At 43.1% G+C, this 15463-nt stretch carries 10 protein-coding genes; 8 read left to right on the forward strand and 2 right to left on the reverse strand.

Annotated features, from left to right (window positions below; genetic code table 11):
* Window positions 1-347 precede the first annotated feature (347 nt).
* Window positions 348-6734, forward strand: coding sequence for an ATP-binding sensor histidine kinase (locus V7K44_RS12215; RefSeq protein ID WP_334931739.1), 6387 nt, complete (start codon window positions 348-350; stop codon window positions 6732-6734).
* A gap of 78 nt (window positions 6735-6812) precedes the next feature.
* Complete coding sequence (locus V7K44_RS12220; protein ID WP_334931741.1) at window positions 6813-7196, forward strand: hypothetical protein; 384 nt, start codon at window positions 6813-6815, stop codon at window positions 7194-7196.
* Between the two features lie 266 nt (window positions 7197-7462).
* Here the strand turns inward: V7K44_RS12220 and ctpA are convergent, their stop codons facing one another.
* On the reverse strand, window positions 7463-8707 hold the full coding sequence (gene ctpA, locus V7K44_RS12225) for a carboxyl-terminal processing protease CtpA (RefSeq protein WP_334931743.1): 1245 nt from the start codon (window positions 8705-8707) through the stop codon (window positions 7463-7465).
* Between the two features lie 407 nt (window positions 8708-9114).
* Here ctpA and petB point away from each other — a divergent pair, with 407 nt between their 5' ends.
* The 6 genes from petB (at window position 9115) to V7K44_RS12255 (ending at window position 14762) form a co-directional block, all read left to right on the forward strand.
* Entirely contained in the window at window positions 9115-9762 is a 648-nt protein-coding gene (petB, locus tag V7K44_RS12230; protein WP_099102529.1) for a cytochrome b6, read from the forward strand.
* Window positions 9763-10015: 253 nt separating this feature from the next.
* Window positions 10016-10498 carry a cytochrome b6-f complex subunit IV gene (gene petD, locus V7K44_RS12235; protein ID WP_094352635.1) on the forward strand — a complete coding sequence of 161 codons (483 nt, stop codon included), beginning with the start codon at window positions 10016-10018 and terminating at the stop codon, window positions 10496-10498.
* 658 nt (window positions 10499-11156) lie between these two features.
* Window positions 11157-11600 carry an ATP-binding protein gene (locus tag V7K44_RS12240; protein ID WP_094352726.1) on the forward strand — a complete coding sequence of 148 codons (444 nt, stop codon included), beginning with the start codon at window positions 11157-11159 and terminating at the stop codon, window positions 11598-11600.
* Window positions 11601-12124: 524 nt separating this feature from the next.
* Window positions 12125-13114, forward strand: a complete 990-nt coding sequence (locus V7K44_RS12245) for a GDP-mannose 4,6-dehydratase (RefSeq protein WP_334931745.1) — start codon at window positions 12125-12127, stop codon at window positions 13112-13114.
* 10 nt (window positions 13115-13124) lie between these two features.
* Entirely contained in the window at window positions 13125-14306 is a 1182-nt protein-coding gene (locus V7K44_RS12250; protein WP_334931747.1) for a glycosyltransferase, read from the forward strand.
* An 84-nt stretch (window positions 14307-14390) separates the two neighbouring features.
* A complete protein-coding gene (locus tag V7K44_RS12255; protein ID WP_334931749.1) occupies window positions 14391-14762 on the forward strand; it encodes a hypothetical protein in 372 nt (123 codons plus the stop codon).
* 35 nt (window positions 14763-14797) lie between these two features.
* Here the strand turns inward: V7K44_RS12255 and V7K44_RS12260 are convergent, their stop codons facing one another.
* A complete protein-coding gene (locus V7K44_RS12260; protein WP_334931755.1) occupies window positions 14798-15235 on the reverse strand; it encodes a hypothetical protein in 438 nt (145 codons plus the stop codon).
* Window positions 15236-15463: the final 228 nt, after the last annotated feature.

A 15463-nucleotide genomic window follows, 5' to 3' on the forward strand; every position in this document is an offset into this window, starting at 1 on the left:
TGCCAATAAAAGTACTCGCGGCTTGAGCATTACGGCATTATTTTTTGGGATGAGCAGTACCAGTAAAACTATGTCCGCAGATGTTCTTGCCACTCACCAACTAAATTAATACTTCTTTGCTGTTGCTTCATGCCTTTCTTTGTCAGATCGAAAACTCTTTGACGGAGTTTTGATAGTACTTTGGTAAATCATCAAAAAGCGATCGCCATTTTTACATGGAGGTGTTTTGCATTCCTATTTTTTACCTCCAGTGCCCCATACCTAATGCAACTTTTCTAACGTTTGTTAACCAAGATATGGTAATGGGAATTATAACACTAATATCAAGTAAATTTTCGTGAAAATTTATGAGCGCAAAAGTTGATGGAACTTTAAGGATTGCTGGCTACCAAATCATCGAGCAACTTTATTCAGGTTCTCGGACTCAAGTGTATCGGGCAATTCGAGAATGCAATCGTCTACCAGTTGTCATCAAGCTCTTAAAACGAGAATTCCCAACTTTTACTGAATTAGTACAGTTTCGCAACCAATATGCGATCGCTAAAAACCTAAATATTCCCGGCATTATCAAACCCTACAGCCTAGAAGCCCATCACAATGGCTATGCCCTAGTCATGGAAGACTTTGGTGGTGTTTCCCTGCGGCAATTTACTCAAGAAAAAACACTGACATTAGAGCAATTTCTACCCATTGCTCTGCAACTACTAGAAATTTTACACCAGTTACATCAACAGCGCGTCATTCACAAAGACATCAAGCCAGCCAACATCTTGATTCACCCTGACACGAACCAAATCAAGCTGATTGACTTTAGTATTGCCTCGCTTTTACCACGAGAAACCCAGGAACTTCAGAGTCTCAATGGACTAGAGGGAACGCTAGCCTATCTGTCGCCAGAGCAAACCGGGCGGATGAACAGAGGCATTGACTACCGCAGTGACTTCTATTCTTTAGGTGTGACTTTCTTTGAATTACTGAGTGGAAAATTGCCCTTTGAATCCCATCAACCAATGGAGTTGGTGCATTGCCACATTGCGAAACTTCCACCCTGCCTCTGCGATTTCAACCCCGAATTGCCCTTGATGCTAGGCGAAATTATCCGCAAACTGATGGCAAAGAACGCCGAAGACCGCTATCAGAGTGCGCTAGGACTTAAACATGACCTTGTTATCTGCTTAGAACAGTGGCGAGAAACAGGCAAACACACCTGGTTTGATTTAGGACAACGCGATATCAGCGATCGCTTTCTCATACCCGAAAAACTCTACGGGCGGGAATCGGAAGTAAAGACACTATTAGAAGCATTTGGTTATGTGGCCAATGGTGGCTCTCAACTGATGCTAGTGGCAGGTTTTTCTGGTATTGGCAAAACCACAGTCGTCAATGAAGTGCATAAACCGATTGTGCGCTGGAACGCCTACTTCATCAAGGGCAAATACGACCAGTTCAACCGCAACATTCCTCTGTCTGCTTTTGTACAAGCCTTTCGTGACTTAATGGGACAGTTGCTTAGTCAAAACGATACTCAGCTAAAGCAATGGCAGAGCAAGATTTTAGCGGCAGTTGGGGAGAATGGACAACTTCTGATCGAGGTAATTCCTGAACTGGAACAAATGATTGGCAAACAGCCTGCGATCGCTGAACTATCAGGCGGTGCAGCACAGAACCGTTTCAATCTGCTGTTCCAAAAGTTCATTCAGGTGTTCGCGACAAGAGAGCATCCGTTGGTGATGTTTCTCGATGACTTGCAGTGGGCAGATTCGGCATCGCTGAATTTGCTGAAATTGTTAATGTCTCAGAGCGATTGCGGCTATCTATTCATTATTGGTGCATACCGGGATAACGAGGTGTTTGCGGCTCATCCACTTATGTTAACGGTAGATGAAATTGAAAAGGCATCCTCCTGCGTCAACACCTTGAGTCTAGATCCCTTGAGTCAAGCAGATGTCAACCATTTAATCGCCGATTCGCTCAGTTGTGCAACTGAAAAAGCATTACCGTTAACAAAGTTAGTTTATCAAAAAGCCAAAGGCAATCCCTTTTTCACAACTCAGTTTTTGAAAGCGCTACATGAGGATGGGCTGATTACCTTTAATTGGGAGACAGGTTTTTGGCAGTGTGATGTAGCACAAGTGCGTATACGCGTAGCGGCTTGTCGTCAGACATCGCTTGCTCTCACTCATGATGTGGTGGAATTTATGGCACAACAACTTCAAAAATTGCCCGACATCACTCAAAATGTTCTGAAACTGGCAGCCTGTATCGGCAATCAGTTCGATTTGGCGACGTTAGCGATCGTTTATGAAAAGTCCCAGATAGAAACCGCTTCAGACTTGTGGAAAGCATTGCAAGAAGGATTTATCATCCCTACCAATGAAATTTACAAGTTTTATCAGGATTCCTCATTGGTGATTGGTCATTTGCAAATGACAAGTGACAAAGCGCAAAGTCTGATCGGAGGAAACCTCCGATCAGAACTTTGTAAGAGAGGACAAATGACGGTTTACAAATTCTTGCACGATCGCGTCCAGCAAGCTGCTTATTTCCTGATTCCAGAAGCAGAAAAACAGATCGCTCACCTAAAAATTGGGCAACTATTACTGACTCATACGCCTGTTGCCAAACAAGACGAAAAATTATTTGAAATCGTTAACCAACTTAATACCGGCAAATCCCTAATTGTCGATTTATCTAAGCAAATAGAACTCGCCCAACTCAATCTGAAAGCTGGACAAAAAGCCAGAGCCGCAACTGCCTATACAGCCGCATTTGAGTATTTCACTACAGGCATCGCCTTGTTAGCTGAGGATATGTGGCAAACGCAGTATGAGTTAACCTTAGCCCTCTACGAAGCTGCCACTGAAGCCGCTTACTTGAGCGGCAACTTTGAGCAGATGACACAATTGGCGGCAATCATTACAGAACACTCTAGAAATTTGTTGGATACGATTAAAGTCTATGAAGTTCAAATTCAAGCAGCTCAAGCCCAACATCAATTTATAGAAGCAGTAGAGATTGCCCTCAAGAGTGTGGAGCGTTTAGGAAACAGCCTTCCAAAGCAACCCAGTCAATCAGATATTGCCAAAGCATTCGAGACGACTAAATCCATTTTGGCTGGAAGGCAACCGCTGGATTTAATCAATTTGCCCCAAATGACAGATCCTAACAAGTTAGCAGTTGTACGGATTCTTGCCACTGTCTCTGCTGCTGCCTTTGTTGTCACTCCAGCGCTCTTACCGTTTATTGTCTTCGAACAGGTCAATTTATCCGTTCAATATGGCAATAGTTCATTTTCGGCAATTGGCTATGGCTACTATGGAATGATACTTTGTGGAATGACAGGAGAGGTTGACTTTGGGTATGAGTTTGCACAACTAGCACACTTGTTGCTGGAACACTTCAATGCCAAAGAACTGAAATCCAGAGTCTATGTCGGAATTTACTGTTGCGTGTGGCATTGGAAAGAGCCGCTCAAGAACTCCTTACCGTTTCTCCGGGAAGGCTACGAAGTTGGATTGGAAACGGGAGATTTAGAATCGGCTGCTATTTGCGGATTCATTTACATCTCATACTGTTGGTTTCTGGGCAAAGAATTAAGCGATCTTAGCCGAGAGAGTGCTGCCTTTCGAGATCAGCTCAAGCAGCTCAACCAAGAAGGTCTTACCAGTCATCTGACCGTTTTTCAGCAACCAATTTTGAATATGCTTGGCGATTCTGCTGAACCTTGGCAGCTGACTGGAAATGCCTTTAATCGAGAGGAAATTGTGCCAGCCCTCCAGCGTTCGGGCGATCAGACTGCGCTGTATTATTTCTATGCTAACCAACTTGGTCTGTGTTATCTGTTTGGCAAGTTTGAGTTGGCGATAGAAGCGGCGATCGCCGCTGAAAATTATATAGGTGGTGCTACAGGCTTATTCATAGTTCCGCTCTGCTACACCTATGATTCTTTAGCCAATCTGGCAATCTATTCTCAGGTTTGTGAGGCACAACAGCAACATATTCTGCAACGGGTGGCTAAAAATCAGGAAAAAATGAAAAAGTGGGCTGATCGTGCTCCAGAAAATTACCTGCACAAATTTTATTTAGTTGAAGCCGACCGATACCGAGTGTTAGGGCAGAAATCAGAGGCAATAGATTTGTACGATCGCGCCATAACTCTCGCTAAAGAACACGGTTACACCCAAGAAGAAGCACTTGCCAATGAACTGGCAGCTAAATTCTACCTCAATTGGCGCAAAGAGCAGATTGCTCAGTCATATATGACTCAAGCCTACTATGGCTATGCTCGTTGGGGCGCTAAAGCCAAAGTCGCCGACTTGGAACGACGCTATCCCCAACTCCTCGCCCCTATCTTAGAGCAAACCCGTTCTCCCCTCTCAACTAACGATACTATCTTCACATTGGGGAGTCTCACCTCCACCAGTTCCGCCACTTCCGATAATAGCAGCGTCTCTGTTGCTTTAGATTTAGCTACCATTCTCAAAGCTTCCCAAACTCTTTCTGGGGAAATCGAACTCGAAAAGCTGCTTTCAGCTTTGCTGCATATTGTCATTGAAAATGCTGGAGCCGATAAATGTGTATTCATGCTTTTGGAGTCAGATCGGTTGCTAGTTCAGGCGTTAGCACAGCTTTCCCTGAGCGGTGTACAGAATCAGGCTGCCGTCGATTTTTACTCAATGTTGCTCAACCCACAGCCTGTTGAAGACTCAATTGATGTGCCAGTTGGCTTAATTAATAATGTCAAACGCAACTTACAATCAGTAGTAATTACTGATGCCACGGCGCATCCGCAACTACTCAATGACCCGTATATTCAGCAACAGCAGCCCAAGAGTATCTTGTGCAGCCCAGTTTTGCATCAGGGTAAATTGCTGGGCGTATTGTACCTAGAAAATAATTTGGCAACCGGAGCCTTTACAAGCGATCGCGTCGAACTGCTGAACTTACTTTGTACCCAAGCCGCAATTTCTTTGGACAATGCCCGAATTTACCAAAATTCTCAGAACTATGCCCAACAATTGGCACAATCTCTAGGCAAATTGCAGGTTAGTGAAATCCGCTTCCAAAATTTAGCAAATAATATTCCTGGGATGGTGTACCAATTCCGTTTGGAGGTAGATGGTTCAACTTCAACACCCTACGTTAGTTCTGGCTGTTTCGACTTGTATCAGTTAGAGCCAGAGTTGGTGATGGCAGGGACGCATAGCCTTTACGCCATGAATCATCCTGACGATCGCCAATTTATTGCCCAAGCGATCGCCTACTCTGCCCAAACTCTGACGCCATTTGAGGTAGAATGTCGCATTATCTTGCCTTCAGAAACTGTGAAATGGGTTCGATCTACTGCTCGGCCAGAGCGACAAGCCGATGGGGCAATCATCTGGGATGGGGTGATGATTGATATTAGCAATGGCAAACAGGCTGAAGAATCTCTAGCCAAAGAACGAGAGTTTTTGAATGCCATCATTCACAATATTACTGATGGAATTGTTGTTTGTGATGCTAGTGGCAAATTGACTTTATTTAACAAAGCAACTCGTGACTTTCATGGCTTACCACTAGAATCATTACCAGCAGAACAGTGGACAGAACATTTCGATCTCTATCAACCAGATGGGCAAACACCTCTATCAACCACGCAAATTCCTTTGTTTCGCGCCTTGCAAGGGGAAATAGTCGAAAACGCTGAAATAGTAATTGCACCGAAGCATGGTTCTAAGAGAATTTTGTTAGCTAGCGGACAAGCGATCTTCGATTCTTCGGGTAACAAACTCGGTGCAGTCGTTGTAATGCGAGATATTAGCGAAAGGGCGCGGCTTGAAGCCGAACGCAAACAGGCTGAACTTGCCTTGCAGCAAAAATCACTTGATTTGCAACAAGCATTGAACGATTTACAAAACGCCCAATTACAAATTGTTCAAAGTGAAAAAATGTCAGCACTGGGCAACTTAGTTGCTGGTGTGGCTCACGAAATGAATAATCCCCTTGGTTTTATTGCTGCCAGTCTCAAGCAAGCTAAACCCACTGTTGCTGATATTGTTGAACACTTAAAGCTTTATCAAGAAAGTTTCCCCCACAAAAATGATGAAATTAAAAACCATGCTGAAGAAATTGACTTGGATTATAGCTTAGAAGACTTGCCTAAGATGATTGATGCCATGTCTATGGCGTGCGACAGGCTAAAAAATATCAGCACCAGTTTACGAACTTTCTCGCGTGCCGATAAAGATTATAAAGTACCGTTTAATATTCATCAAGGCATCGATAGCACGATTTTAATTTTGAAACATCGTCTCAAGGCTAACGATCAACGTCCAGCAATTGAAGTGATAACTGAATACAGCATTTTGCCTCAAATTGAGTGTTTCCCTGGACAATTAAATCAAGTATTTATGAATATTTTAGCAAATGCTATTGATGCCTTGGAAGAATCGAATATTAGCCGAAGTTTTGCCGAAATTAAAGCAAATCCGAACTGCATTAAAATTACCACTACAGTAGCAACTAATTTAGTTAAAATTACAATCGCTGATAATGGTAAAGGTATCGAGGAAGAGGTAAAACAAAAAATATTCGACCATTTATTTACAACGAAAGCTGTTGGTAAAGGCACAGGATTAGGACTTGCGATCGCTCGTCAAATCATTGTCGAAAAACATAGCGGAGCGATCGCAGTGAATTCTCAACCTGGCGACGGAACTGAATTTGTGATTCAGCTACCTTTTTCGGCTTGAAGAAGAAGTCAAAATTCAGTTGGTCACTGAGTTTACGGTGAGCATCTCGACTACTTCGACTGCGCTCAGTACAAGGCATTGCTAGACACCGATCGCCCATTAGAACTGAGTCCAGACCAACTCTCAGAAGTCTTTCAAGTTTACCGTGAGGGCACTGAGGCGCTCTATCCCTTGGAAGCCTTACCCAGTAATCGGTCTCTGGCTGGGGAAACGATTTGGGTTGACGATCTAGAAATTCATCGTGGCGATCGAGTGATTCCTCTGGAAGTTTGGGCGACTCCGATTTTTGGCGATCGGGGTGAGGTGACGTATGCAATTGTGGCGTTTCAAGATATTAGCGATCGCAAACGCCAGCATTTAGAACAGCAGATGGTCGAAAATACCCTGGTGAAAAGTGAACGCCGCTACCCCCAGGCGATCCAGGTACAAACAGACTTGATTTTGCGATCGCTGAAGGCATAGAAACTCAAGAACAACTGGAACACCTACAACACCTTGGCTACAAATTCGGTCAAGGGTATCTATATCTCTAAACCCATGAGCCACAATACAGCAGAAGCACTTTTAGCAAGTAAAAGTTTGTATTATAACCTTTGGTCTTAAGGCGAAGGGGAAAGGGGAAACAAAAAACGTACTCAATCCTGAGTCAGAAGAGTACTCAGTGATTTCGCACTTGGTAAATGCCCCACCCCTTCTAGGTTGTCTTTCAACTCAGCACTCAGCACTCTTCATGCCTTCCCCGCCACCACCGACTTTTGGATCAAAAGTTCCAGTGCTGCTTGATATTGCAGATCCGCTTGGGTGCCAATTTGTTCGCGGTTAATGGCTGCTTGGGAAATCACTTTATCTGGCTTAATGCCTAGTTTGTTAATATCCCGGTGTTGAGGAGTTTCATACTTAGCAATTGTTACTGCCAAACCCGAACCATCTGATAGCTCAAATAAAGATTGAATTAAGCCCTTGCCAAAGGTGGTTTCGCCTACCAGTTGAGCGCGACCATTATCTTGGAGTGCGCCGGCAAGAATTTCACTGGCACTGGCAGTTCCTTGATTCACCAAAATAACCAGAGGATCGTTTGTTAGGGATGCCCCAGAGGCTTCAAAACTACCCTGAATGCCTTGTCGGTTAACAGTGTAGACAATAGTGCCGGAGTCTAACCACAGACGGGCGATTTCAATTCCTGATTGCAATAGCCCCCCAGGATTATTTCGTAAATCTAGAATGTAGGCAGCAGCGCCTTTTTTTTCTAGACTAGAAATAGCGTGTGCCAATTCAGTTGAAGCGTTGGCATTAAATTGGGTAAGACGTAGGTAGCCAATGGGTGTACCTTCAGCAGAAACACGCAAATCTGAAACCACAGGGTTAAGAGCAATGCGATCGCGTGTCAGTCTAATTTCCGTTTCTGCCTCTCCGTCCCGTTCGATGAGGAGAGTCACAAGGCTGCCACTGGGCCCGCGCATTCTGGTAGCAGCTTCATCAAGGGTGAGATTTTCTGTGGAAACGCCTTCAATTTTGAGAATGCGATCGCGTGGTCGAATCCCCGCTTTATCTGCCGGTGAGCCGGCGATAGGAGCCACTACTTCTAACTTCCCATTCTCAGAATTCAAAGCAATTTGCAATCCTACCCCAGTCAGTTCCCCAGAAGTATTGACCTGCAAGCTGCGGTACTGTTCTGGATCTAAAAAGCGGGTAAAAGGATCGTCGAGGCTCTTGAGCATCTTCCCAATTGCCTCATAACTGGCATTTGAGTCTGCCAGTGGCTTCTCCAGAACCTTTTGCCGCACAGCCGCCCAGTTTTGATGATTAAATGTCTCATCTAAATAGGTACGATTAACAATTCGCCAAACTTCCGAAACCAGTTTTTGTTCGCCGGTCAAAGCCACTGCCGAATGAGTGAGCGTACCCAACGCCAAGCAAAACGCCATTAACAATGAAAATCCAACCCGAAAGACTTGTTTGTTCATGAACCCCATTATCAATTCCACCTCAACCCAAATTGCTTAGATAATCCCTACTTCCCCTGTTGTTGATGAAATCTATCTCTCGATTATGTTACTTTTTTTATAGAAGTGGTGCATTTTTCTCATCAAGTTGTTCAGTCAACTGATGCATCGTATCCACTCACCAAAGGATAAAATCTACTTTGTGTCCACCATTTTGTGTGTAGGGGCGTAAAGAGATCGCAATATATTCCATCTTTACAGAGTGTAAAGTTTCTGAAGTCTCTTAGCACGCCAAAAGCTGAAAAGCAAACAAAAAAACTCCCCTTTACTAAAATCCCAAAATTACTATTTGGGAGAGAAGTCTGAGCGAAGGCTTCTGCCGATTCAGAACTTCGGGATTTATCAACCGCAACCGACTTTTAGGAACTTGAGATTGTATGGCCAACGTTTACGACTGGTTTGAGGAACGCCTGGAGATTCAGGCACTCGCTGAAGATGTCACTAGCAAGTACGTCCCTCCCCACGTCAATATCTTTTACTGCCTGGGTGGAATTACCCTGGTTTGCTTTCTCATCCAGTTTGCTACTGGATTTGCCATGACGTTCTACTACAGACCAACAGTTACTGAAGCTTTCTCCTCAGTGGAGTACATCATGAATGAAGTCAACTTCGGTTGGCTAATTCGCTCCATCCATCGCTGGTCTGCCAGCATGATGGTATTGATGATGATTTTGCACACCTTCCGGGTTTATCTGACTGGTGGTTTCAAAAAGCCCCGCGAACTGACCTGGATAAGTGGTGTCATCCTAGCTGTGATCACCGTTTCCTTCGGAGTCACCGGCTATTCCCTACCTTGGGACCAAGTTGGCTACTGGGCTGTGAAAATCGTTAGCGGCGTACCAGAAGCAATTCCCGTGGTTGGCGTTCTGATTTCCGACCTGCTGCGCGGCGGTTCTAGTGTTGGTCAAGCAACACTAACTCGTTACTACAGCGCACACACATTTGTACTGCCTTGGTTGATTGCAGTCTTCATGCTGTTTCACTTCTTGATGATCCGCAAGCAAGGCATTTCCGGGCCTTTGTAATCTCAGTTATTAGCGAAAGGCAACATTTGTCAGTTTTCAGATGAAGTTGTTTGTTTTAAACTTATGAAACACAAGAAATTAATTGCACATAAGTTCCAAAAAACAAATACTTGTATCTGAAGCCGAAAGCTGTAGAAAACTTCTAGGCGGCTGACTGGAGATAGACACAAATGCTGCCGCCTGTTGGTTGCCTAGTAGCTGATAGCTTTCACAAATGCTTTAATTTAACTTAAGCAGGAGAGCACATTTCAAAATGTCAACACAAAAAAAACCTGACCTGAGCGATCCTCAGTTAAGAGCCAAACTCGCTAAAGGCATGGGTCACAACTACTATGGTGAACCCGCTTGGCCTAATGACTTACTTTACGTCTTTCCAATTGTGATCATGGGTTCCTTCGCTGCGATTGTGGCTCTAGCCGTGCTAGATCCCGCAATGACCGGTGAACCAGCAAATCCTTTCGCCACACCATTGGAAATTTTGCCAGAATGGTACTTGTATCCAGTCTTCCAAATTTTGCGATCGCTTCCTAACAAACTTTTAGGAGTGTTAGCAATGGGTTCCGTACCAGTAGGTCTAATCCTCGTTCCCTTTATTGAGAACGTGAATAAGTTCCAAAATCCCTTCCGCCGTCCAGTTGCAACCACAGTATTCCTTGTTGGTACTCTTGTCACTTTGTGGCTAGGTATTGGTGCTGCTTTGCCATTGGATAAATCTTTGACCTTGGGACTATTCTAAATTAGTCATCACAAAGTGCTTTGACGCCTGTGAGTTTCAAGAGCAGATGCAGATGTGCTTTTGAAAACAATCAACAGGCGTCAATTTTAACAGGAAAGAATTCAGAAGCCAGAATTCAGAATTAAATTGTGAACGAAAAAGCGGATAACGCCACCCAAAGCGAGTCCGTGTATCTTGCGGGAAAGCAAGTTATGCATAGCGTCTTATAGATAGTGTCTGCATAAATGGGTTTAAGTTCCCCACTAAATATGCTTGCTTTTTTTAGTGGTCAACAAGATAGTGTTGGATGTGTAGCCAAATCCCGCAGTGTATCCCTCACTGATTTCCTTCTGTTAGCGGATAGCTAGGGTTTAGTCCATTCTGAATTCTCTATTCTGAATTCTTCTTCAATAGTTCAGATTGCTTCTGGGATTTGCAGTTTTGGATAGAAAAGTTATTCCAAAATCTCAAATCATCAAAAGTCAACAAATACAAACATTTCTTACTTACTTAACGTAAGTTGCTAGTTACAACCCTCAGAATGCCAAAATCATTCATGTTTTGTATTTTGGTACATAGAATATGTCAATTTAGATTTTTTTATGTCAGAGAAATTTTGCGAACAGCGCAGAATTTAATAACTAGTAACTTGGGTTTACTTATATTCAACTCACAGTTAATGCTTAGTATAGTGCAGCAAGACCATCTGACGGTTAAGAGCGAACTCAGGCTCTTAAACCAGGTGCAAGAATGGTTTGAGCAATTTTGTCTGCAACACTTGTCTCAACTTGGCTGGTCAAAAACTCAACTCGATCGCCTCAATTTAGCATTAGCAGAAGGCTTTACCAATGCTGTTCGTCATGCTCATCATGCTTTACCGCCAGAAACAACCATTGAGATTAACGTTTATCTGTGGATTGACCGACTAGAGATTAGAATTTGGGATTATGGAAAACCTTTCAATCCTGATGCGATCGCAGAGCCAGTCCCAGGTACTCTGCAAGTAGGTGGGTATGGATGGTTTCTCCTCCGGCGGTTGGCTGACAAGGTTGTATACGAACGTGGTGCGGATGGTAGAAATTGCCTGCTCATTGTCAAGTACTCTGTAGAAGCACAAAAGTAACAGTGAAATAGTCAAGGGTAAAGGAAGGTAAGAATACTTCTGATGTCAATTTTGGCTTGTGAGCGGAGTGGAGCGTAGGGAAGGAGTATCAACAAAAAACGAGGGCTTTTCTTCTCTACAATACTCTCTTGTATTTATTTAGGAGTCAAACAAATAAAACTTCTCATATAGCCGTCACCAAGGTAATGAAGACTTTGCCCAAAGTTGAGCTACACACTTTCGAACAGAAGCAGTTTTTGCTGAAATACATAGTTATTTGATTGATAAAAGTATACTCCTTTTTCAATATTATTTAAATTGGAAAAATATATTTTTTACGTGAAATTGCTGATTCATTATGATTTTTTTGTAAAATCTTAAGTAAGATTTTTGTATAAAAATAACTAGTAAATATAGTAAAAATAGCATTCGAGCTACACTAGCTCCCTTGTTAAGATTTGTCAGCAGTGTTGAGAGTCTTAATGTTTGTTCTCCAACAAGTGCCATTTCGTGCTTAAAGAGATAGACAGAATAGGGGACAAAATATGACTAAGACAGCCCTAATTACAGGAATTACTGGTCAAGATGGCTACTATCTCAGCCATTTGCTCCTCAACCGTGGTTATCGAGTTGTCGGATTAGTACCCCCACATCGACAACCTAATTTGACAAAACTGGGAATACTGGCAAATCAGGTAGAAATTTTTACGGTTGACTTGAGGGATAATACGGCACTGTTGACCGCAGTTGAACAACTGCGTCCCCAAGAGATTTATAATTTGGCGGCTCCCAGTTTTGTACCCGACTCCTGGAACGACCCATTGGGAACTCTGGATTTAATAACTGGTACAGCTACTAGGCTTTTAGAAGCAGTACGAAAAGTTGGTTTGTCTACCAGATTTTATCAAGCCAGCAGTTCAGAAATGTTTGGCGATATATTCCTCTCGCCTCAAGATGAGGAAACCGCTTTTCGTCCAAAAAATCCTTATGCTGCGGCTAAAATGCACGCCCACTGGACGATGGTGCATCATAGACAACGCTATGGACTATTTGCCTGTAGCGGAATTTTATATAATCACGAGTCTCCCCTACGCGCACCTCAGTTTGTCACACGCAAAGTTTCTTTAGCGGCTGCATCAATTAAATTGGGTTTAACTGACACCTTAGAAATGGGTAATCTGGATGCCAAACGTGATTGGGGCTTTGCAGGTGATTATGTAGAGGCCATGTGGCTGATGTTGCAAATTGATGAGCCAGAAGAATATGTGATTGGCACTGGTAAACTACACAGTGTGAGAGATTTAGTTGCCACAGCCTTTGAGTCTGTCGGCTTGGATTGGAAGCAGCATATAGTTTTAAATACTAGCTTGTTGCGACAAGATGAGCATTTTCAACTAGTAGCTAACCCCAGCAAAGCTAAAAGAAATCTTGGCTGGGAACCCCAAGTAAGCTTTGAGGAACTTTTAGAAAAAATGGTAAAAACAGATTTGGAGCGGTTACAAAGCGGTGCCATCGCGCCCTTACCGCAAGTGTAAATAATCTAATATGTACATCACTACAGTGACAAAAAACCTGAATTTAGGTGATAAAGTTAATAAAAAAACTAACCATGTCTTCGTGTTTTTAGAAATTTTTGCTCATGAAGGTGGTATTCAATCATATATAAAAGATATTTTTCGCGCCTATCTGGGATTGAGCCAAGATTACAAGGCAGAAGTCTTTTTACTGCGAGATAGTGCTGATAGCTTAAATCCCTTTGAAGACGAGAACTTAAAATTTCATTACTTTAAAAATCAGTCTCCTTATTTGGGGAGATTGCAAATGGCAGCAGCTTTACTAAAGTGTCTGTTGCAGAGTCGTCCAGAGCAAGTTTTCTGCGGTCATATTAACTTAGCAGTATTAATCCAAACTCTTTGCCAGCCCTTGGGGATTCCTTACACCGTGCTAACTTACGGCAAAGAAGTCTGGGAACCTTTGAAAAATCAAGAACGTCGCGCCCTGACATCAGCAGAGAGAATTTGGACAATTAGTCGCTACAGCCGCGATCGCGCTTGTGTTGCTAATAGTCTAAACCCAAAAATGGTACAGATGATGCCTTGTGCAATTGATGCAGATAAATTTACTCCTGGTTCCAAACAACCAGAATTAGTCCAGAAGTATGGCTTAACTGGTGCGAAAGTGTTAATGACAGTAGCGCGGTTATGGTCAGGAGATATTTACAAGGGTGTAGATGTCACCATTCGGGCGATACCACAAATCGCTCAAGTTTTCGCAGAAGTGAAATATTTGGTAATTGGTCGCGGCGATGACCAACCGCGATTGGCGCAGCTAGCAAAAGATTTAGGTGTGAGCGATCGCGTTGTATTTGCTGGTTTCGTTGCCACAGAAGAATTAATGGAACATTATCGCCTTGCTGACGCCTATATTATGCCTTCACAAGAAGGCTTTGGCATAGTTTATCTAGAAGCAATGGCTTGTGGAGTGCCGGTGTTATCCGGTGACGACGATGGTTCCGCTGACCCCTTGCAGGATGGTAAACTGGGATGGCGAGTCCCACACCGCAGCCCTGATGCTGTAGCAGCAGCTTGTATAGAAATGCTTCAAGGGGATGACCAGCGATGTGATGGAGAGTGGCTGCGACAACAGGCGATCGCTCTGTTTGGCATCAATGCTTTCCAACAGCACTTACAAAAAATGCTGCTATCCTCAGTAATGAAGTCCATTTGAGTCCAAATGACAAACGATCGATGACTCATAACTAATGACTAAAATCGCTATCCTAGAAGGAGAGCAGGACAAAATTTATTAAAAATGAGCTTTAAGTCATTTCAATTGAATCTTTTAAATCTCCGCCCTTGGCTCACTCTGCTGGCAGTTATTTGGTTGCTGGCATCAGTGGGCTTGGGTTGGTTAGTTAATTCAGTGCTAATTATTTTCGGGTTGCTGTTGTTGGCACCTATTGCGGCTTTTTTTGGCTTTCGTTGGTGGCTGCAACGCAACTTAGTTGCCGATCAATGTCCCGTCTGTGGATATGAATTTACAGGTTTAAATAACAGTCAGTTGCAATGTCCTAACTGTCAGGAATTAGTGTTAGTACAAAATAGTCATTTTCAGCGCTTCACACCAGAAGGCACAATTGATGTCACTGCTGTCGAAGTTCCAGCCAAATCACTGGAAGAATAGTCAAGAATCTTTAGTCATTAGCAAAGCATAAATGACTAATGACTATTATTTTTTTGCGAGATTGAGAGGGTGTAAGTAAACTGTTGCTGGGATAGTTCGCCCACATACAGCGAGTATTTTCCTGGCTGCCAATAACCAGAAAGTTCTGACTTACCTCCAGAGTAACTATCTGCTAATACACAAAAGCGCCCTCCAGGCCCGTCGATTAAAAGTGTTGGCTTGCCTTTACTTTCTACTGTTAATCGCAAATAAGGTAGTGACTCTGTAACTTGGATAACTTGACTAGGTTCAGTAGTAATATTGCCACAATTACTCTTGACAGATCCCCCAGATTTTCCATTCAAAATTAATGGATCGGGTTGGGAATTGCGATTAATTTGGATTGTTGGTGTCTGTGCCAAATTAGCATCAGTGAAAACCAAACTCATCGCCAAAGCTGTGGGAATAATTGCAAGTAGCCTAAGCGTCTTCATTTTAATTAATGCTCCAGATTTTTTTTGAGCAATATTGTTATACAGTCTGATTTATGTAGACGACAGCAATACCTCTTGGTTCCGAAAGCTGCCGTATAAAGTAATACTAGTCAGTTAAAGATTATTTGTGAAGATTTGATAGGTGTATGTAGAGACGTTGCATTGCAACGTCTCTAGAATTGATGTCTGAAAGGTCTTGCACCCACAAACATTAGCTAAAATCACTAA

Source organism: Nostoc sp., from assembly GCF_036917235.1.
GTDB lineage: Bacteria > Cyanobacteriota > Cyanobacteriia > Cyanobacteriales > Nostocaceae > Nostoc.

Coding starts and splice junctions, on each gene's coding strand:
- V7K44_RS12255 (WP_334931749.1), top strand. CDS start 14,391: ATGAGCTTTAAGTCATTTCAATTGAATCTTTTAAATCTCCGCCCTTGG.
- petB (WP_099102529.1), top strand. CDS start 9,115: ATGGCCAACGTTTACGACTGGTTTGAGGAACGCCTGGAGATTCAGGCA.
- V7K44_RS12250 (WP_334931747.1), top strand. CDS start 13,125: ATGTACATCACTACAGTGACAAAAAACCTGAATTTAGGTGATAAAGTT.
- petD (WP_094352635.1), top strand. CDS start 10,016: ATGTCAACACAAAAAAAACCTGACCTGAGCGATCCTCAGTTAAGAGCC.
- V7K44_RS12245 (WP_334931745.1), top strand. CDS start 12,125: ATGACTAAGACAGCCCTAATTACAGGAATTACTGGTCAAGATGGCTAC.
- ctpA (WP_334931743.1), bottom strand. CDS start 8,707: ATGGGGTTCATGAACAAACAAGTCTTTCGGGTTGGATTTTCATTGTTA.
- V7K44_RS12240 (WP_094352726.1), top strand. CDS start 11,157: ATGCTTAGTATAGTGCAGCAAGACCATCTGACGGTTAAGAGCGAACTC.
- V7K44_RS12215 (WP_334931739.1), top strand. CDS start 348: ATGAGCGCAAAAGTTGATGGAACTTTAAGGATTGCTGGCTACCAAATC.
- V7K44_RS12260 (WP_334931755.1), bottom strand. CDS start 15,235: ATGAAGACGCTTAGGCTACTTGCAATTATTCCCACAGCTTTGGCGATG.